Source organism: Arthrobacter sp. JZ12, from assembly GCF_035189165.1.
Lineage (GTDB): Bacteria > Actinomycetota > Actinomycetes > Actinomycetales > Micrococcaceae > Arthrobacter_D.
On sequence record NZ_CP045246.1, the window covers coordinates 2074060 to 2092996 of the forward strand.

16 protein-coding genes are annotated in these 18937 nt (G+C 64.7%); 8 read left to right on the top strand and 8 right to left on the bottom strand.

All coding sequences use genetic code 11. The annotated features are described in order from the left end of the window. Positions 1-39 precede the first annotated feature (39 nt). Positions 40-1761, top strand: coding sequence for an alkaline phosphatase D family protein (locus GC088_RS09625; RefSeq protein ID WP_323958790.1), 1722 nt, complete (start codon positions 40-42; stop codon positions 1759-1761). Here the strand turns inward: GC088_RS09625 and GC088_RS09630 are convergent. Then, the gene (locus GC088_RS09630) at positions 1758-2417 is read right to left on the bottom strand and encodes an MBL fold metallo-hydrolase (RefSeq protein WP_323958791.1); all 660 of its coding nucleotides are present in this window, start codon (positions 2415-2417) and stop codon (positions 1758-1760) included. The genes GC088_RS09625 and GC088_RS09630 overlap by 4 nt on opposite strands. A gap of 69 nt (positions 2418-2486) precedes the next feature. Here GC088_RS09630 and GC088_RS09635 point away from each other — a divergent pair, with 69 nt between their 5' ends. Then, entirely contained in the window at positions 2487-2933 is a 447-nt protein-coding gene (locus tag GC088_RS09635) for a Fur family transcriptional regulator (protein ID WP_323958792.1), read from the top strand. On the opposite strand, the gene GC088_RS09640 is transcribed toward GC088_RS09635, so the two are convergent. From GC088_RS09640 to GC088_RS09650, 3 genes are all read right to left on the bottom strand, one after another. Next, complete coding sequence (locus GC088_RS09640) at positions 2930-3811, bottom strand: metal ABC transporter permease (RefSeq protein WP_323958793.1); 882 nt, start codon at positions 3809-3811, stop codon at positions 2930-2932. The genes GC088_RS09635 and GC088_RS09640 overlap by 4 nt on opposite strands. Then, entirely contained in the window at positions 3808-4596 is a 789-nt protein-coding gene (locus tag GC088_RS09645) for a metal ABC transporter ATP-binding protein (RefSeq protein ID WP_323962027.1), read from the bottom strand. Before GC088_RS09645 ends, GC088_RS09640 begins: the two co-directional genes overlap by 4 nt. A gap of 80 nt (positions 4597-4676) precedes the next feature. Further along, entirely contained in the window at positions 4677-5699 is a 1023-nt protein-coding gene (locus GC088_RS09650) for a metal ABC transporter solute-binding protein, Zn/Mn family (RefSeq protein ID WP_323958794.1), read from the bottom strand. Between the two features lie 161 nt (positions 5700-5860). Between GC088_RS09650 and GC088_RS09655 the strand changes: the two genes are divergently transcribed. Together GC088_RS09655 and GC088_RS09660 are read left to right on the top strand one after the other, a co-directional pair. Next, complete coding sequence (locus tag GC088_RS09655) at positions 5861-6211, top strand: hypothetical protein (RefSeq protein WP_323958795.1); 351 nt, start codon at positions 5861-5863, stop codon at positions 6209-6211. Positions 6212-6242: 31 nt separating this feature from the next. Continuing rightward, entirely contained in the window at positions 6243-7031 is a 789-nt protein-coding gene (locus GC088_RS09660) for a nitroreductase family protein (RefSeq protein ID WP_323958796.1), read from the top strand. Between the two features lie 61 nt (positions 7032-7092). On the opposite strand, the gene GC088_RS09665 is transcribed toward GC088_RS09660, so the two are convergent. The 3 genes from GC088_RS09665 to GC088_RS09675 form a co-directional block, all read right to left on the bottom strand. Next, entirely contained in the window at positions 7093-8193 is a 1101-nt protein-coding gene (locus GC088_RS09665; RefSeq protein WP_323958797.1) for a hemolysin family protein, read from the bottom strand. Then, positions 8190-9539, bottom strand: a complete 1350-nt coding sequence (locus GC088_RS09670; RefSeq protein ID WP_323958798.1) for a hemolysin family protein — start codon at positions 9537-9539, stop codon at positions 8190-8192. Before GC088_RS09670 ends, GC088_RS09665 begins: the two co-directional genes overlap by 4 nt. A 394-nt stretch (positions 9540-9933) precedes the next feature. Further along, positions 9934-11385 carry a GMP reductase gene (locus GC088_RS09675; RefSeq protein WP_323958799.1) on the bottom strand — a complete coding sequence of 484 codons (1452 nt, stop codon included), beginning with the start codon at positions 11383-11385 and terminating at the stop codon, positions 9934-9936. Between the two features lie 238 nt (positions 11386-11623). Between GC088_RS09675 and GC088_RS09680 the strand changes: the two genes are divergently transcribed. The 4 genes from GC088_RS09680 to GC088_RS09695 all read left to right on the top strand — a co-directional run bounded on the left by GC088_RS09680 (position 11624) and on the right by GC088_RS09695 (position 17758). After that, positions 11624-15463, top strand: coding sequence for a multifunctional oxoglutarate decarboxylase/oxoglutarate dehydrogenase thiamine pyrophosphate-binding subunit/dihydrolipoyllysine-residue succinyltransferase subunit (locus GC088_RS09680; protein ID WP_323958800.1), 3840 nt, complete (start codon positions 11624-11626; stop codon positions 15461-15463). A 123-nt stretch (positions 15464-15586) separates the two neighbouring features. Further along, entirely contained in the window at positions 15587-16186 is a 600-nt protein-coding gene (locus GC088_RS09685) for a GDSL-type esterase/lipase family protein (protein ID WP_323958801.1), read from the top strand. Positions 16187-16292: 106 nt separating this feature from the next. Further along, the gene (locus tag GC088_RS09690; protein ID WP_323958802.1) at positions 16293-17135 is read left to right on the top strand and encodes a DUF4097 family beta strand repeat-containing protein; all 843 of its coding nucleotides are present in this window, start codon (positions 16293-16295) and stop codon (positions 17133-17135) included. Next, the gene (locus tag GC088_RS09695) at positions 17135-17758 is read left to right on the top strand and encodes a helix-turn-helix transcriptional regulator (protein WP_323958803.1); all 624 of its coding nucleotides are present in this window, start codon (positions 17135-17137) and stop codon (positions 17756-17758) included. Before GC088_RS09690 ends, GC088_RS09695 begins: the two co-directional genes overlap by 1 nt. Positions 17759-17761: 3 nt before the next feature. On the opposite strand, the gene GC088_RS09700 is transcribed toward GC088_RS09695, so the two are convergent. Continuing rightward, complete coding sequence (locus GC088_RS09700) at positions 17762-18733, bottom strand: zinc-binding dehydrogenase (protein WP_323958804.1); 972 nt, start codon at positions 18731-18733, stop codon at positions 17762-17764. Positions 18734-18937: the final 204 nt, after the last annotated feature.

The window sequence follows — 18937 nt, forward strand, 5'->3', positions numbered from 1 at the left end:
GTTCTGGCGGGAAGTGCCGGCTCGCGGTACAACTAGGTAATGACAGCGTCACTGGTGCTCGGTCCGATGCTCCGGTATGTCGATACAACCTCTGCTTCCGTTTGGGTGGAAACCAGCGAATCGTGCACCGCCGTTCTGCATGTCGACGGGCGTGAATGGAAGGCTCCGACGTTCGCAGTACACGGACACCACTACGCACTGCTGGAGGCTGAGGACCTCCCATCGGGCGCTGAACTGCCCTATACCGTGGACCTTGATGGCGAGCGGGCCTGGCCCGGGGCCGGCACCCGGTTCCCGCAGCCCGTGGTACGGACGCTGAAGCCCGGCCGCCCGCTCCGCCTCGCTTTCGGTTCCTGCCGCACCAGCGTGCCCCACGACCGGATGGGAAACGCCCTCCACGGCATCGACTCCATGCGCGCCTACGCGCTGCATCAGGCGAACGCCGACGACGACGGACCCTGGCCCGACCTTGTCGCCTTCCTCGGAGACCAGGTCTACGCGGACTCTACGAGCAGCCAGATGCAAAACTTCATCCGCTCCCGGCGTTCCCTCGATGAGGCACCGGGCGAGGAACTGAAGGATTACGAGGAGTATGCACACCTTTACCGGCTCGCATGGTCGGATGACGCGAACCGCTGGCTGCTCTCCACTCTTCCAAGCGCCATGATCTTCGACGACCACGACATCCGTGACGACTGGAACGCGTCGCTGTCCTGGCGGGAGAAGATGCAGGAAACAGCCTGGTGGCACGGCAGGATCGTTGCAGGGCTGGCTTCCTACTGGGTGTACCAGCACCTGGGCAACCTGTCGCCGGAGGCGCGCGCGGAGGACCCTCTGTGGCAGCGGATCCTCTCCCACCCCGGACCGGACGAGCTGGACTTCACGGACGAGATCGACGCCTTCGCCGAGCGTGCCGATGCTGAGCCGGACAGCTACCGGTGGAGCTACTGCCGCGACATCGGGGACGTACGCCTCCTGACCGTCGACTCCAGGGCCGCGCGCGTCCTCGAACCGGGGGTTCGGTCCCTCATCGACGAGGAGGAACTGAAGTGGATTGACGAGCACTTCCAGGGAGGTTTCCGGCACCTCATCATTGCCACCTCCCTGCCGTTCCTGCTGCCGCGGGGGCTTCACCACATAGAGTCCTGGGACGAAGCCCTCGCCGAGGGCGCGTGGGGAAAACGCGCGTCCCGGATCGGAGAAGGTTTGCGGCAGGCTGTCGACCTGGAACACTGGGCTGCGTTCCAGCGCAGCTTCAAGGACCTCACACGGCTGGTCACCGAGGTGGCAGACGGCCTTCGGGGCGCCCCTCCGCAGACAATCACCTTCCTGTCCGGGGACGTGCACTACTCCTACGTCGCTGAGGTTGAGCGCAACTCCGGCAGCAGGATCATCCAGGCTGTCTGCTCACCGATCCGCAATCCGCTGCCACGCGCAATGCGCTTCGCAACTGTGGTCATGTCCTATGGAGTGGCCAGCCCGGTCGGCGCGCTGGTTGCACGCTCGGCGCGCGTGCCGAAACCACCCTTCGATTGGAAGTCGGTCAAGGGCCCATGGTTCGACAACAACCTGGCTGTCCTCGAAGACACCGGGAGCGGTCTGCGGCTGCGATGGACTACCGGGATTGACGGGAAGGACCCCGAAGCGCCCGGGTTGAAGGAGGTGGCAGACGTGACTATCTCTGCCCGGCCCGGGACGGCTTCCTTCAACGGCTCATCCAAGGAGGCCGACACCCAGACAGGCGCCTCGCCCGCCTCCTAGATGGTGACCGATTCACGCGGTGACAGGTGCTTGAATTCTGTGCCGTAGTGCCCGCCCAACCGCGCCACGTGGCCCTCGACCATGCGCAAACCGGTCTCGTTCAGCAGGGCGTCGTGGATCTGGTGTGCCCGGGCGGCGCGCACCGACGTCACGAAGTCGATCACCTCGGCTGTCTTGGACCATGGTGCGTGGATCGGAACCAGCAGGGTGCCGACAGTCACTCCATGCGGAACGATGAAGGAATCGCCCGGGTGGTAAAGCTCACCGTTGACCAGGTAGCCGATGTTCTTCACAACGGGAATGTGCGGGTGGATGAGGGCGTGCTGGCCTCCGAACGTCCGCACGTCGAAGCCGGCGATCGTGTACCGACGTTCCGGCTCCACCGTGCTCACCCTGGAGGATGCGCCTTCGCCGACGGCCTCGCGCAGGTCCTGGGCGACGCCCTCGGGCGCATAGACTTTGAGGCTGTCGCTGGACCGGACGGCAGCGGCGACGCGGTCGCGGTCGATGTGGTCGGGATGCTCGTGGGTGATCAGGATCGCCGCAGCGCCGGCGATGGCTTCCTCCACCTCCGAGAAGGTTCCCGGATCGATCGTGATCACGGAACCGCCGTCTTCGACGCGTATGCAAGCGTGAGTGAACTTGGTCAGGAGCATGGGCACAGACTATCGGCTAACCTTGACCCCGAGTTCAATCGCAGGCGGCAAGGGAGTTGACCGTTCGAAATGCCGGCGGAAGCAGGACAGCCTACCCGCAAGGGTTCGGAGCAGCGCGTGACGCGGCAGCGCCGTGCGGTCAGTGCCACCCTCGATGAGCTGGATGACTTCGTGAGCACGCAGGAGCTTTACCGCAAGCTGCATGAGCGCGGCGAGTCGGTTTCCCTGGCCACCGCCTACCGCATCCTGCAATCCATGGCCGATGACGGCCTCGTGGACGTGCTACGCAATGGCGAGGGAGAGGCTGTCTACCGCAGATGCGCCGTCGAGCATCACCATCACCATCTCCTGTGCCGGAAGTGCGGCCGGACCGTCGAGATCGAAGCCCCGGCCGTGGAACAGTGGGCAGCCCGCGTGGCCGCCGAGAACGGGTACACCGAGGTGGCGCATACCGTCGAAATCTATGGTCTCTGCCCCGCGTGCAGCGCGTCGCCGGCCGGGGAACCCACGGCCTAGGCGGGCTGCGCGACCCGCGGTACGGACGTCGTCGACCTCCGCGAACGCCGCCAGCTGACGATCCTGCAGACCAGGTAGATCAGGAACGAGATGGTGGTGACGTAGGGGCTGATCGGGATGCGCCCGCCCAGGGCCAGCAGGATTCCGCCGACCACCGAGGTGCACGCGAAGATCACGCTGAGAAGCACCACGAGCTTCGGTGAGGACGTAACCTTCAGTGCGGCGGCGGCCGGGGTGATCAGCAGGGCCAAAACCAGCAGCGCGCCGACAACCTGGATCGACAGCGCAACCGAGACCCCCAGCAGGAACATGAACGCCAGCGACAGCCCGCGCACCGGCACGCCGCGGGCCTCGGCAAGTTCGGGGTCGACGCTTGCAAAGGTCAGCGGCCGCCAGATGGCGGCGAGGGCAACAATGACGACGACGGCGCAACTCGCCAACAGGGCCAGCTGCACCTGGTCGACGGAGACGATCTGCCCGGTCAGCAGGCCGAACTTGTTGGCAGCGCGGCCCTCGTAAAGGGCGAGGAACAGGATTCCGAGCCCCAGTCCGAAGGGCATGATGACGCCAATGATCGAGTTGCGGTCGCGTGCGCGGATACCCATCAGCCCCAGCAGCAGCGCAGCGATCACTGAGCCGACCAAGGAGCCGAACACCACGTTCGCGCCGATCAGCAGCGCGAAAGCCGCGCCGGCGAAGGACAGCTCAGCGATCCCGTGAACCGCGAAGGCCAGGTCCCGCATCATGACGAACGTACCGACCAGTCCCCCGAGCAGACCCAGCACCGCGCCTGCCCACAACGAGTTCTGCACGAGCGGGAGCAGCTCGGCGTAGTTGTCGAACGTGAAGATGGCGCGGAAGATCTCGTCGAATGTCATCCCTGCGCGGCCTCCGTATGGTGGTGGGTGGTGGCATCGGGCAACCCGACCACCACGATCCTGCCGTTGTTGTGGAGAACGTCCACCCTGCTGTCATAGAGGTCGGAGAGGACTTCGCTTGTCATGACTTCCTCAGGCCTGCCCACCCGGAAGCGTCCGCCGGCCAGGTACAGCACCCTGTCCACGTAGTCGATGATCGGGTTGATCTCGTGGGTAACGAAGACGACCGCGGTGTTGTGGTCCCGGCACTGGTCGTTGATGAGTTTGCTCACCGCCTGCTGATGGTGCAGGTCCAGGGACAGCAGCGGCTCATCGCACAGGAGGATCTGCGGGTCGGTGGCCAAAGCCTGGGCAGCCCGCAGGCGCTGCTGCTCACCTCCGGAGAGCCGTCCGACGGGTGCGTCCGCGTACGACGTCGCGCCCACCTTCTCGAGGAGGGCGTCCACAGTGCGCCGGTACTCAGCCCCGCCCCGACGGATTCCCCAGCGGTGCCCGTCCACGCCCAGACCCACCAGGTCGCGCGCCCGAAGGGGCGTTTCGGCAGCAAACGACTTCTGCTGCGGAATGTAGCCGAAAGCCCGGCTGCCGCGATGCAGGGCGTGGCCGTTCACCGTAGCTGTACCGGAATCGAGTTCCTGCAGGCCGAGCAGAACCTTGAGCAGGCTGGTCTTACCGGAGCCGTTGGGGCCGAGGACGGCAAGGAACTCGCCGGGCTGGATGTCCAGGTCCAGGTCGTGCCAGAGGGTCCGGCGTCCGAAGGAGAGGGAAGCCGACCGCAGGCTCACTACCGGGGGCGCAGCAGAACCGGCGTCGTTGGCCAACTGGCCTCCTTGAAGCGGAGTTGGGAGTGTACTGGCCAATTCTGTCAGGAGTTCAGGACATCGGCGATGTTATCGAGGTTGGCACTCATCCATGAGACGTAGTCCTCGCCGTCCGGCAGCGTCTCGGTGAAGTTCACCACCGGCACCGATGCGGCATCCGCTGCACTCCGGACGGCCTGGGTCTGTGGGCCCTCCGTCTGCTCGTTGTAGGCAAGGAGTGCGACCGAGCCGCCCTGCACCAGTTCCTTCATTTCCTTCAGCGCAGCCACGGGCACGTCCGCGCCCTCCTCGATCGCTTCCGTATAATCCGCCGGCGTCCGGTTCTCAAGGCCTGCCGCCTCCAGCAGGTAGGCGGGCACCGGCTCGGTTGCCGCAACAGCCTGCCCGTCCGCAACAGCTGTCAGGGATTCCGCCCGCTCCAGCAGTTCATCAAGTTCCCCGGCGAAGGAGGCCGCGTTGCTCTCGTAGGTTTCGGCGTTCTCCGGGTCCAGCGCCGCAAGCTTTTCGCCGACTACGCCCGCCAGGTCGGCCATGGCGTCGAGCTTGTACCAGACATGTTCGTTGAAGGCGCCGTGGTCGTGGCCCTCGTGGCCGTGTGCTTCGTCGTGGGACTCCTCCGCATTGGCGTCCTCCCCGTGGGACTCCTCAGCATGGGCGTCCTCCCCGTGGGACTCCTCCTCCGGAATGACTCCCGCGACGTCCACCGCACTCACGATGAATTCGTGGTCCAGGTCCACCTCGTCGGCGAGGGAATGGAGGAAGGGATCGTAGCCGCCCCCGTTCTCCACGATAAGGTCCGCCTTGGACACGGCGAGCTTGTCCTGAACAGTGGCCTCATAGGAATGGGGGTCCTGGCTCAGGCTGTTGACGATCGACGTTACTTCCACGTGCTCACCGCCGACCGCAGTGACAATGTCGCCGTAGACGTTCGTGGAGGTGACCACCTGGATTCCTTCAGCGCCGCTGTCAGCGGAGCCCTGGGCCTGCTGGCCGCAGCCGGCCAGCGCGAGGGGGAAGATGGCAGCGGCAGCCAGTGCCGTCGTCGTGCGCGCGGATTTGATGCGCATGAGTGTCCTTGGAAGTGCTCGGGTGGTGGGAGGTGGTCCGCCACGATGGCGTCGTTAAACTCTAACCTAAACGCGAATCATTCGCATCGAAGGAGATCGCAACCGCGGAACTGCCTGCTGTCACAATGGTGGAATGCTTCGGCTTCTGCAGGAAGAGCCCCATGACTGACTCACTGTGGGTCTTTCTGGTTGCTGCCGTGGCGTATGCAACCAACGCGGCATTCGGCTCCTCCGTGGGTCTGGGCTGGATCAGCTCCCAACGCTTCCGCTGGGTCCATCACGGCCTGTACGTGCTCACTGTCCTTACCACCCTCGCCGCCGTCAGTTCCCTCCTATGGAGCAGCAGCACTGCCGGTTGGTACCTGCTTCCCGCCGTCGTGCCGCTCGCGCTGCTTCCCTACGTCGGTTCCGCACGCCGCCATCGGGGCCGCCATGTCGGCGTCGCGCTCGCTCCCCTGCCCTTCTATGTGGTGAGCTTGACTGTCAGCTTCTCGACCGGCGCCGGCAACTGATCAGGCGCACTCCCCGATCCGAAGGGCGCACGTGGAGTTCCTCGATGTGGTGTTCAACCGCAAAACCACCAATGGTCCGTTCCTGCCCGACCCGGTGAGCCAGGAGCATCAGCGGCTCCTGATGCGGGCGGCCGGCGCAGCTCCCTCCCAGCTGAACAGCCAACCCTGGCGTTTCGTCATCGTCGAGGACACCGCAACCATCGGACAGATTGCGGCAATCAGCGGTGAGAGCATGACGCGAGTGATGGCGGAGGGCACCTTCTTCGAACGCTACAAACGCTACTTCCGGTTCAGTGAAGCAGAGATGGACGAACGCCGTGACGGGATGCTCTTCGATCAGCTGCCCGCGCTGCTTCGGCCCTTCACTAAAAGAGTCTTCACCCCGTCGGGCCAAACGCTGATGAACAAGCTTCGGGTTCCCCAGACACTGGGCGAGGAGAACCGAAAGCTCGTGGCAGGCTCCCCCATGCTCCTCGGCGTTCTGCTCGACAGGGCGGAGTACCGGCCGGGTGAACTGTCCGGCTTCTACTCTGTCTTCAGCATGGGCGCGGCTATGGAGAACCTGTGGCTGACCACGGTTGAACTAGGCATGGGGATCCAGTTCGTTTCGTTCCCCATGGAGGTTCCGGCCAACTGGATGAGGGTCCAGTCCATCCTGGGTGTACCCGAAGACCTCGAGCTCATGGCGGTATACCGGCTTGGCTACGTTCCGCAGAAACAGCGCCGCCCGGCGATCGACTGGTCCAGCCGCGAGCGTAAGCGACCCTCGCAATACGTGTTCCGGGACACGTGTGCCACTCCCCAGCAGGGCTGGGACTGAGTACAGACAGCGGCAGGGCCGCCCCTGACGGGACGGCCCTGCGCTTCCTGCTGATTCAAGCCTAGTGGCCGCCGGCGGGGCGGAGGCCGCTACCTTCGTGCAGGGATTCACCGGTCCGGCGGAGCCCCTGGCTCTGGGTCGCGTCGCGGATTTCCCCGACCAGCTGCTCGATGACGTCCTCGAGGAAGAGAACACCCTGCGTCTTTCCGTCCGGCGTCAGGACACGTGCCAGGTGTGACCCGGTGCGCTGCATGACAGCAAGGGCATCCTCAATCTCATCGTCCATGCCGAGATTGGCCAGCGTACGCACCTTGTTCTCGGTGATCGGACGTTGGTAAGCCACATCCGGAATCGTCATGACGTCTTTCATATGCATGTATCCGGTTAGGTTATGGCCCTCATCAGCAAGCACGAAGCGGGAGAATCCGGTGCGGCCGACGGCCTTCTCGAATTCCTCAGGCGTGGTGTCCGTGCTGAGGGTGACCAGTTCGTCCAGCGGGACCATGACCGTAGCTGCGGTCTGGCCCGAGAACTCGAGCGCACTGCTGATGATCCCTGCATCGTCGTCAACCAGGCCGTGCCGCGTGGACTCCTGGACGATCGACTGGACCTCCTCCAGGGTGAAGGAAGAAGTCACCTCATCCTTGGGCTGGACCCGCATGACGCGCAGGATGTGGTTCGCCGTCCAGTTCAGGGTCGAGATCACCGGGTGCACCACCTTCGCGACCATGACCAGCGGGGGCGCAAGGAAAAGCGCCGCCTTGTCCGCGACGGACACGGAAATGTTCTTCGGGACCATTTCCCCGAAGGTCACGTGCAGGAAGGTCACAAGGGCCAGCGCGATACCGAAGGCAACGCCGTCCGCCAAGGTTTCAGGCAGGCCGATGGCCTCCAGCGGAACCACCATCAGGTGGTGGATGGCCGGCTCCGCAACCTGGAGGATGAGGAGCGAACACACTGTGATACCCAGCTGTGCGCAGGCGAGCATGAGTGATACGTGCTCCATTGCCCACAGCGTGGTCCGCGCCCGCTTTGAGCCCTCCTCAGCCAGGGGTTCGATCTGGCTGCGCCGGGCGCTCATCACGGCGAACTCAGCACCCACGAAGAAGGCGTTGCCGATGAGAAGCACGACCAGCCAGAGAATTCCCATCCAGTCGCTCATCGCGCACCTCCGGCTGCAGGGGCCCCTGCATCGGACGCGTCAGCGCCCTCCGGTTCCACCGGCACAAAGCGCACACGGTCAATCCGGCGCCCGTCCATACGTTCAACCTCAAGGAACCCGCCGGTCACGTCCACCCGGTCACCGACCTGGGCGATACGGCCAAGAACCGACATGATGAATCCACCGACAGTTTCGTAACCCGCATCGTCCGGGACGCTCAGGTGGGGAACCTGGTCGCTGACCTCATCGGGGCGCATGATGCCCGGGAAGAACCAGTTACCTGCGGCGCTCTGGAGAACGCCCGGCTTGAGCTTGTCGTGTTCGTCGGCGACCTCGCCCACAATCTCCTCCACCAGGTCCTCGAGGGTCACCACGCCCGCCGTTCCGCCGTACTCATCAAGCACGACGGCGAGCTGAAGGTTCGCTTCCCGCAGCTCGCTCAGCAGGGAATCAAGGTGGACCGTCTCCGGTACCCGCAGGACATCCGTCATGATGGTGCCGGCAGCGAGCTCGCTGCGCCTGGAACGCGGCACCGCTACGGCCTTCTTCACGTGCACCACGCCCCGGATGTCATCGGGCGAATCGCCGATCAGCGGGAAGCGTGAGAATCCGGTCCTTCGGGCCAGTTCGACGACGTCGGCAACCGTCTGGTCGGATTCGACCACTTCCATGCGAATGCGCGGGGTCATAACGTCGGCCGCGGTGCGCTCCGAGAAGCTGAAGGTTCGTGCAAGGAAGGTGGCGGTTCCCTGATCCAGGGTGCCGAGCTCGGCCGAACGCCGAACCAGCGAAGCCAGTTCGGACGGGGTCCGGGCGCCTGAGATTTCCTCCTTGGCCTCAAGGCCGAAGAGGTGGAGCACCCGGTTGGAGAAGCCGTTGAGGACCACGATCGCAGGCTTGAAGATGCCGGTGAAGATGAGCTGCGGGCGTGCCAGCGCCTTCCCCACCTTGAACGGCAGCGCGATCGCCATGTTCTTGGGAACAAGCTCGCCGATCAGCATCGACAGCAGGGTGGCCAGGATCATCGCCACGGTCAGTGAGACTGATCCGGTCAGTGCTTCGGGAACACCGACGGACGCCAGCGGAGCCTCGAGCAGCCGGCCAACGGACGGCTCCATGACGTAACCGGTGAGCAGGGTGGTCAGGGTGATGCCCAGCTGGCAGCTTGAGAGCTGGGTGGAGAGCGACTTCAGGCAGCGCAGCAGCGGCTCGGCGTGTTTGTCACCCTGGTCCACCGCGCGCTGGACGTAGGTCTGATCGAGCGCAACGAGCGCGAATTCGACGGCGACGAAGAATCCGGTTCCGAGTATGAGCAGCAACCCGGCAAGGAGATAGAACCACTCCACTAACGGATCACCGCCTCAACGGTGACGCGCGCACCGGAATCAACCGGTGCGGTGCGTTTCGGAGGTTCCGCGGATTGGGAAGGCTCTCCGGGTTGGGAAGGCTCCGATGCGGATCCGGCGTGCTCGCTATTCGCTGCCGGAACGGCGTGCACTACGGTGCCTGCACTGCAGGCTTCCGTTCCACCGGGCGCGGAGAAGGAGGAATGATGGGCATGTGTACGGGGTCTGCCGGCACTGGATGGCTGCGCTGCACATCGGATTGATGCTGCCTCTCGCTGCGTGCGCGCCATGGGCCGGCCCCTAGAGGAACTGTCCATAAGGGTTCCAGTTTACAGCACCGGCCTGCGCGCGCCACGGCGGTTCCGACGCCGCGGCGGCCTTCGCCGTCGTCGTCCTACCAGCTCTGCTGGAGCGGACGGCCCTCTTCGTATCCTGCCGCGGACTGCACGCCCACGATGGCCCTTTCCCTGAACTCGGCAAGCGACCGCGCCCCGGCGTAGGTCATCGAACTGCGGACGCCGGCGGTGATCATGTCCAGCAGGTCTTCCACGCCTGGGCGGGAGGGATCGAGGTACATGGTCGAGGTGGAAATGCCCTCCTCGAACAAGCCCTTGCGGGCACGGGCGAACACGTCGTCGCGGCGGGTACGGTTCTGGACCGCGCGGGCCGAGGCCATGCCGAAGCTTTCCTTGTACTGGCGGCCCTGGCTGTCTGTCTGCAGGTCCCCCGGGCTTTCATAGGTGCCCGCGAACCAGGAGCCGATCATCACCTGGCTGGCGCCGGCCGCAAGCGCGAGGGCGACATCGCGGGGGTACCGCACGCCGCCGTCGGCCCACACATGCGCACCCATCTCGGCTGCGGCCTGGGAGCATTCGTACACCGCCGAGAACTGGGGACGGCCCACCGCCGTCATCATGCGCGTAGTGCACATGGCGCCGGGACCCACGCCGACCTTGATGATGGACGCACCGGCCTCCACAAGGTCCCGCACGCCGTCGGCGCTCACGACGTTCCCGGCAACGATGGGAACAGAGGGATCAAGCGCCGCTACCGCCTTCAGAGCATCGAGCATCTTGCGCTGGTGCCCGTGGGCCGTGTCGACCACGAGCACGTCCACGCCGGCCTCCAGCAGCTCGGCGGCCTTTGCGGCCACGTCGCCATTGATTCCGACGGCGGCCGCCACCCTCAACCTGCCCTCGCTGTCGGTCGCAGGCTGGTAGATGGTGGAGCGCAGCGCACCCTTGCGGGTAATCACTCCCGCGAGTTCACCGCCGCGGGATACGGCAGCCAGTGAGGTACCGGCAGCGTCGAGTTCCTCGAACGCCTGCTGCAGTGCGGAGTCCCGGTCTGCCGAGAACAGTTCCGCGTCCAGAGTGAGCGGGCGTGTACGCATGACCGACTCCAGCGACGCAAACCGGTCCACGCCCTCACAGTCCGCGGCGCGTACCACGCCGATGCAGGCGTTGTTCTCGTCTACGACCATCACGGCCCCGTGAGCACGCTTGTTGATCAGGTGCAGGGCGTCGATGACCGTGTTGTCCGGCTGGAGCTTCAGCGGAGTCTCGAAGATCAGGTGCCTCTGCTTCACCCACTGGGTCACCTCGCTGATCACGTGGGTGGGAATGTCCTGGGGAAGCACCGCGAGCCCGCCCCGCCGTGCCACGGTTTCAACCATCCGCCTGCCTGTCACTGCAGTCATGTTCGCAACGACCAGCGGGATGGTGGTGCCGGTGCCGTCATCCGTGGCCAGGTCGACGTCGAACCGTGAAATCACCTCCGACGAGGACGGAACCAGGAAGACGTCCGAATAGGTGAGGTCGGTGGTGGGCGTGTTGATGAAACGCACGTGATGCTCCTGCAATCGACTACAGGAAAGAGTCTATGCCCCATGCCCGCGCGCCCTTGATTCCGCTGAGTGTTCACCTTCCGAACAGGTTGCCGTGGTGCGCTGCATCACCGCCGTAGTGATTGGAATGTTGCCTGAAACTGTCACTAGACTGAAGGGCAGGTCAACAAGGTCAGGCGAGCGCCAGAAGTAGACCAATTTTGGGCCAGGGCAACTCATGGAAGAGGGCGTATAACAAGTGCCACAACAACCCAACCACCGTCTACCCGAAGAGTTCGGCGGAAACGAATGGCTTGTGGATGAGCTGTATGAGCAGTTCCGGCAAGACAGGAATTCAGTAGACAAGAGGTGGTGGAGTCTTTTCGAATCCTTCGACGCCGACAGCGCAGGCGCGGAGAACGGACGGCACGCGGCGCAGCAAACCGCCCCCTCCACCAACCCGAATCCCCCCACCCGCGAACTGCCGGTGGTCGGGACGGAGAAGAACGAACCCAAGGCCTCGGGCGAATCACCGGCCGCCACACAGGCATCCGGCACTCCCCCGGTGGCCAAGGAAGCTCCGGCGGCGAAGCCCGCTTCGGCTCAGCCGGCTGAAGCCAAGCCCGCGGCAGCAAAGCCTGCAGCAAAAGCCGAGAGCAAGCCGGAGAAGGCACCCATCCCCGCCCAGCTTCCGAAGTCGGATCTGAGCCCGGAGATGGAGGAGGACACGGTCACCGTCCTGCGCGGGCCCGCAAAGGCCATCGCCACAAACATGGACATGAGCCTGACCGTCCCCACCGCCACCAGCGTGCGCGCGGTTCCCGCCAAGCTGCTCATCGACAACCGTGTTGTCATCAACAACCACCTTGAGCGTGCCCGCGGTGGGAAGGTGTCCTTCACGCACATTATCGGTTACGCGATCATCCGTGCCCTTGCGCAGTTCCCGTCGCAGAACGTCTACTACGACGTCATTGACGGGAAGCCTGCCGCCGTCCAGCCGGCTCACGTGAACTTCGGCCTGGCAATCGATATGCCCAAGCCGGACGGCAGCCGCCTCCTGGTTGTGCCGAACATCAAGAAGGCCGAGACAATGAACTTCTCGGAGTTCTGGCATGCCTACGAGGATCTGGTGAAGCGGGCACGGGCAGGCAAGCTCGGAGCGGACGACTACGCCGGCACCACCGTTTCGCTGACAAACCCCGGCGGCATCGGCACTGTCCATTCCGTTCCCCGGCTCTCCAAGGGCCAGGCGTGCATCATCGGCGCAGGTGCGCTTGAGTACCCCGCCGAATTCCAGGGTGCCAGCGAGAAGACCCTCGCGCAGCACGCGATCAGCAAGACGATCACGCTTACCTCGACCTACGACCACCGTGTCATTCAGGGCGCAGGCAGCGGCGAGTTCCTGCGGATCATCCACAAGCTCCTGCTCGGCGAGCAGAACTTTTATGACGAGATCTTCGAATCCCTGCGAATCCCGTATGAGCCGGTGCGGTGGAGTGCTGACATCCAGGTTGATCCCATGGATGAGATCAACAAGGTTGCGCGCATCCAGCAGCTCATTCATGCCTACCGGGTACGCGGCCACCTCATGGCAGACACCAACCCGCTCGAGTACGTCCAGCGCAAGCACGCGGACCTTGACGTCCGCACGCACGGCCTGACGCTCTGGGACCTGGACCGTGAATGGCCCACCGGCGGATTCGGCGGAAAGCCGTCGCTGAAGTTCCGCACCATCCTCGGTGTGCTGCGTGATGCCTACTGCAGGACCACCGGCATCGAATACATGCACATCCAGGATCCCGAGGAGCGCCAGTGGTTCCAGGATGAGCTGGAGCACCCCTACTCCAAGCCCAGCCGGGAAGAGCAGTTCCGTATCCTTCACCGGTTGAACGCAGCCGAAGCATTCGAGACCTTCCTTCAGACCAAGTTCGTTGGCCAGAAGAGGTTCTCGCTTGAGGGCGGCGAGTCCCTTATCCCGCTGCTCGATGCAATCCTGTCCGACGCCGCCGACGACGGCCTGGACGAGGTAGCAATCGGCATGGCCCACCGCGGGCGCCTGAACGTACTGACGAACATCGCCGGCAAGACCTACGCCCAGGTGTTCCGCGAGTTCGAAGGCACCCAGGACCCTCGCTCAGTGCAGGGCTCGGGCGATGTGAAGTACCACCTCGGCACCGAGGGCACCTACACATCGGACAGCGGCAACGAGACCAAGGTCTACCTCGCGGCCAACCCGTCCCACCTCGAGGCTGTGGACTCGGTCCTCGAAGGTATTGTCCGCGCCAAGCAGGACCGCCTCGACCAGGGAGACAACTTCCCCGTCCTGCCGATCCTCGTGCACGGCGACGCCGCGTTCGCGGGACAGGGCGTGGTGGCGGAAACGCTCAACCTCTCCCAGCTTCGCGGTTACCGCACCGGCGGAACCATCCACATCATCGTGAACAACCAGGTCGGGTTCACCACCTCGCCCACCTCCTCGCGGTCCTCGGTCTACTCGACCGACGTTGCGAAGATGGTCCAGGCACCGATCTTCCACGTGAACGGTGACGATCCCGAGGCAGTGGTCCGCGTAGCGCAGCTTGCCTACCGGTTCCGGCAGCGCTTCAACAAGGACGTCGTCATCGACATGGTGTGCTACCGCAGGCGCGGGCACAACGAGGGCGACGACCCGTCGATGACCCAGCCCATGATGTACAACCTCATCGAAGCGAAGCGCTCGGTCCGCAAGCTGTACACCGAGGCCCTCATCGGGCGCGGCGACATCAGCCAGGAAGAGGCGGAGCAGGCGTTGCGCGACTACCAGGAGCGCCTGGAGCGTGTCTTCGCTGAGACGCACGCGGCCCAGACCTCGCCGATCCCGGTTGTCACCAAGGACGCCGCTGCCATCTCCGACATCGAGCGCCCCATCGCCCAGCGCACCGACAACGGTGTGGGCGTCCCGGCAAGCACGGCCATCACCGCTGAAACCCTTGCGCACATCGGCAAGGCACACGTGAACTTCCCAGAAGGATTCACGGTGCACCCGAAGCTCAAGGCGCTGCTGGAGAAGCGCGAGCAGATGTCACGGGAAGGCGGAATCGACTGGGGCTTCGGCGAGATCGCTGCATTCGGCTCGCTCCTGATGGAGGGCGTCCCCGTGCGCCTCGCCGGACAGGACTCCCGCCGCGGCACCTTCGTTCAGCGCCACGCCGTCTTCCATGACCGCGCCAACGGCAACGAGTGGCTGCCGCTGGGAGATCTCAGCGAGGGCCAGGCCAAGTTCTGGATCTACGACTCCCTGCTCTCCGAGTACGCCGCCCTCGGCTTCGAATACGGCTACTCGGTCGAACGCCCGGACGCACTGGTTCTGTGGGAAGCGCAGTTCGGTGACTTCGTGAATGGCGCGCAGACCATCATTGACGAGTTCATCACCTCGGCCGAGCAGAAGTGGGGCCAGCGATCCTCGCTGGTCGTCATGCTGCCGCACGGCTACGAAGGACAGGGACCGGACCACTCGTCTGCGCGGATCGAGCGATTCCTGCAGATGTGCGCCGAGGACAACATGGTCGTGGCAAACCCCACCAGCGCTGCCTCGCACTTCCATCTCCTCCGTCGTCAGGCATACAGCCGCCCGCGGAAGCCGCTCATCATCTTCACGCCCAAGCAGCTCCTGCGGCTGAAGGCAGCAGCAAGCAGCGTCGAAGACTTCACGCAGGGCAGCTTCCAGCCGGTCATCAAGGACACCGCGGGTCTGAATCCTGCAGATGTCACCAGGGTGCTGCTGGTCTCGGGCCGGCTGTACTACGACCTGGCCGCGGCCCGGACGAAGACCGGCGACACCTCCACCGCGATCGTAAGGGTGGAGCAGCTCGCACCGCTGCCCGTGGACGAGATTAAGGCTGCTGTCGCTGCCTACCCCAACGCGGATCTTGTATGGGCGCAGGACGAGCCGGCGAACCAGGGACCTTGGCCTTTCATCGGGCTGAACCTGCCGCAGCATCTTGACCGTCAGCTGCAGCTGGTCTCCCGCCCGGCATCGGCCTCGACCGCAACCGGTTCTGCCAAGCACCACGCGGTGGAGCAGGAAATCCTCATCAAGAAGGCATTCAACCGCAGCTAGCGCAGGAACGCCCCGAAACGTTGGTGGGCAGGGTCAGCTACGACCCTGCCCACTTCCGTTTCTGTAGGGTGGCATAGGAACGTCGTAATGACGTAAACCGGACAAAGCAACCAGAGGTGAACAGTGGAACAGCGCAGAATCAGGCTTGCCGCCGTCGGAGACGAGCTTCTCGCGGGGTTGGGCGATCCGCGCGCGCTCGGCTGGTTCGGCAGGGTTCTGGCGAGGACCTCGTCGGATGGCGCAGTTCTCGAGCCCTTCGGCCTGCCCGCCCCAGGAGAGGGAACCGAGGCGTTGGCGTCGCGGTGGCTGGAGGAAGCTGGGCGGCGATTCGCGCCCGACGCGGAGAACCGTCTGCTGATTGCTCTCTCGGACAGGGACCTGGACCTGGACATTTCCACGGCCCGGAGCAGGCTGAACCTGGCTAACATTTTGGACGGTGCGGCCCAGATGAGCATCAAGGTGCTCGTTGTGGGACCGCCGCCGGGACTCGACCCGGAGCGGAACAGGCGCCTGGCCGATCTGTCGGCCGCGTTCGCCGACGTGACAACCCGCCGCAAGCATGTCTACGTCGACACCTTCACCCCGCTGCATGCCCACGAGCAGTGGCGCTCGGACCTGGCTGCCAACGGCGGTGCTCCCGGGCAGGCCGGCTACGGCCTTATGGCCTGGCTGGTCCTACACCGCGGCTGGTTCCAGTGGTTGGAGATTCCCGCGCCGGCCTGAGTCTGGGTCGTGGGGGCGCATTCCTGCCTACCCATTGCCTTGCACCAAATCGAGATATATCGTGTTCTTGCTCGCGATATATCTCGATTTGATAAGAGGCAGCAGAATGGACAGGAACTCCTGGCGTATCGAATCGCCGACCACACTCGAAGTCGACGGCGTCCTATCCCTTCGCGCAGGCATCGTCGCAGGACGCATCGACGTGATAGTGCACGACGAGGCGGTCACCCGCATTGAAGTCTCAGAACTTACGGGCCGCCCGGTCGAGATTTCTTTGAAGGACGGAAAGCTCGAACTGACCCACAATTCCAGTGGCGGCTTGCTCGGTTTCTCAAGCGCGGTGCTGGCGGGAAGACCGAAGGAGTCGTCGGTGATCAGCATTGCTGTTCCGGCCGGAACAGACGTCGCCCTACGCACGGTCAGCGGAGACTGCCTGTCCTGCGGCACAGCCGACACATCACTGGATACAGTCTCCGGCTCTCTTCTGGCGGACGATACCTCCGGCATGCTGAGGGTGAGAACAGTGAGCGGCGAGGCCATCGTGCGGCACCATTCCGGGGATCTGGAGGCTCGAACTGTATCGGGTGCAGCAACCGTCTCCGGGTACTGCGACAACGTTCGGGTCAACAGCGTCAGCGGCGAGGTGACCCTGGATCTCCTGGGGGCCCCTCACGCCCTCGACGCCCGGACTGTCTCCGGCAACCTCGCAGTTCGCCTCCCTGCCGACGTCGGCATCGACGTGTCTGTATCGTCGGTGTCGGGCGCCCTGACCGTCAATGACTTGAGGTTTTCCGGGAAGGGCCGGATGAGCCATAACGAACCCGGGTCAACCGGTTCAAGTCTCACGGTGCGGGCGCACACCGTGTCCGGGGATGTCGCACTCCTTCACCACCATCCTGAGTATCTCCCGGAGTCCGGCCAGGGCGGCTCCCTGGCTGGGGAGAACTAGTGCCGGCAGTGTTCGCCCATGGCGCACTACGGCTGTATCTCCTGGCGCTCCTCGAAGACGGACCCAAACACGGGTACGAGATAATCCGGGCTCTTGAGGAACGGTTCGGGGGGACCTACTCCCCCAGCGCCGGAACCATCTACCCGCGCCTGGCGAAGCTAGAAGCCGAGGGCCTGGTATCGACGCAGTCCCACGGCCGGCGCACTACGTACTCCATTACTCCGGGCGGGTCGACGGAACTGGCCCAACGCCGTGATGAGGTGGCGGATATCGAGGAGGACATCTCGGCGTCGGTACGACGCCTCGCAGACGGCCTGCGCGAGGAGATCCGCGCCAACATGCGAGGTCTGCGCGCCGACCTGGCAGCGTCAGCGGAGGCGACGCGAAGAGCCCCGCGGCGGGCCGGCACAGTGACCGGCAACCGTCTGGCGCACAACTCCCTCAAGGAGCTGGAGCTGCTGGTGACGACCTTCAGCGACGAGATCCGCCTCGAACTGCGCGCCCAGGCTCGCACGAAGCAGGAAATCAACGAAACGGCCGCGGATGCTGTTCGGGCGGCACTCAAGGAGGCACAGCAGTCCATTCAGGCGGCCCTCCGGGGCAACACCGGCAACAGCGCTTGAGCGTTAGTCTCCGTGCTGGAAGAGCACCTTGCCGAAGACATCCCCGTTCAGCATCCGTTCAAAGCCGTCATGCGCGTCTTCCAGGCGATGCACGGAATCAATTCGCGGTCGTACTCCGGTTACCTCGAGGAAGCGCGCCAGCCGATCAAGTTCGTCCCGGGTACCCATCGTGGAGCCTAGTACGCGGAGTTGAAGGAAGAATACGCGGTTAAGGTCGGCAGCCGGTGCCGCGCCGCTTGTGGCGCCACAGGTCACGACGGCGCCGCCTGGCTTGAGTGCCTTGAGCGAGTGGGACCACGTGGCTTCACCCACGGAGTCGAACACTACGTCCACACGCTCGGGAAGGCGGGAACCGGCGTCGAACGTTTCTGCTGCGCCCAACTCGCGGGCAAGCCGTCGCTTCTTCTCGCTGCGGCTGGTGGCCCACACGCGGAAGCCTGCCGCGCTGGCGAGCGCAATCAGCGCAGTCGCGACACCCCCGCCCGCTCCCTGCACAAGGACGGTTGAACCGGGGGCCGCCGTCGACGTCGTGAACAGCATCCGGTACGCGGTGAGCCATGAGGTGGGCAGGCAGGCTGCGTCTTCAAAGCTGAGGCCTGCGGGCTTTGGAACGAGGTTGCGCGCCGGCACCCAGACATAATCGGCCATCGTGCCCGGATGCAGCTCGGACAGGAGAGTGCGGCGCGGGTCGAGGGTCTCGTCCCCCTGCCAGCCGTCTGAAGAGATAACGCTGTGGACAATGACCTCGTTGCCGTCGTCGTCGATGCCCGCCGCATCACAGCCCAGAATCATGGGCAGCTTCTCCTGCGCAAGGCCAACGCCGCGCAGCGACCAGAGATCGTGGTGGTTCAGTGCCGAGGCAACCACCCGCACCCGGCGGAATCCCTGGGGCGCGTCAGGGGCGGGAAGGTCTCCCACGGTCAGCCCGGACAGCGGCGAGCGGGCGGATTGTGAGGCGGCGTACACTGCGCGCATGCTTTGGCGCTCCTTCGCATCGACTGGACTGGCTCCATCCTAGGCACGATCCCCGGCTCGCCATCCAACGGGTTCCGCGAACCGGCACGCCGCGATTCGCTAGCCCGCCGTTTAGGCGCACTCCGCCTGCATGTGGGAGACTTGACTGCAGTCCCGGCCCCGATGGCTGGTCAGCAGGCCACATTCGGCGGGCCACAACAGGCA

What these genes read in the sequence shown, in the direction of transcription:
- GC088_RS09625 (WP_323958790.1), top strand. Translation starts at nt 40, where the DNA reads ATGACAGCGTCACTGGTGCTCGGTCCGATGCTCCGGTATGTCGATACA.
- GC088_RS09630 (WP_323958791.1), bottom strand. Translation starts at nt 2,417, where the DNA reads ATGCTCCTGACCAAGTTCACTCACGCTTGCATACGCGTCGAAGACGGC.
- GC088_RS09635 (WP_323958792.1), top strand. Translation starts at nt 2,487, where the DNA reads ATGCCGGCGGAAGCAGGACAGCCTACCCGCAAGGGTTCGGAGCAGCGC.
- GC088_RS09640 (WP_323958793.1), bottom strand. Translation starts at nt 3,811, where the DNA reads ATGACATTCGACGAGATCTTCCGCGCCATCTTCACGTTCGACAACTAC.
- GC088_RS09650 (WP_323958794.1), bottom strand. Translation starts at nt 5,699, where the DNA reads ATGCGCATCAAATCCGCGCGCACGACGACGGCACTGGCTGCCGCTGCC.
- GC088_RS09655 (WP_323958795.1), top strand. Translation starts at nt 5,861, where the DNA reads ATGACTGACTCACTGTGGGTCTTTCTGGTTGCTGCCGTGGCGTATGCA.
- GC088_RS09665 (WP_323958797.1), bottom strand. Translation starts at nt 8,193, where the DNA reads ATGAGCGACTGGATGGGAATTCTCTGGCTGGTCGTGCTTCTCATCGGC.
- GC088_RS09690 (WP_323958802.1), top strand. Translation starts at nt 16,293, where the DNA reads ATGGACAGGAACTCCTGGCGTATCGAATCGCCGACCACACTCGAAGTC.
- GC088_RS09700 (WP_323958804.1), bottom strand. Translation starts at nt 18,733, where the DNA reads ATGCGCGCAGTGTACGCCGCCTCACAATCCGCCCGCTCGCCGCTGTCC.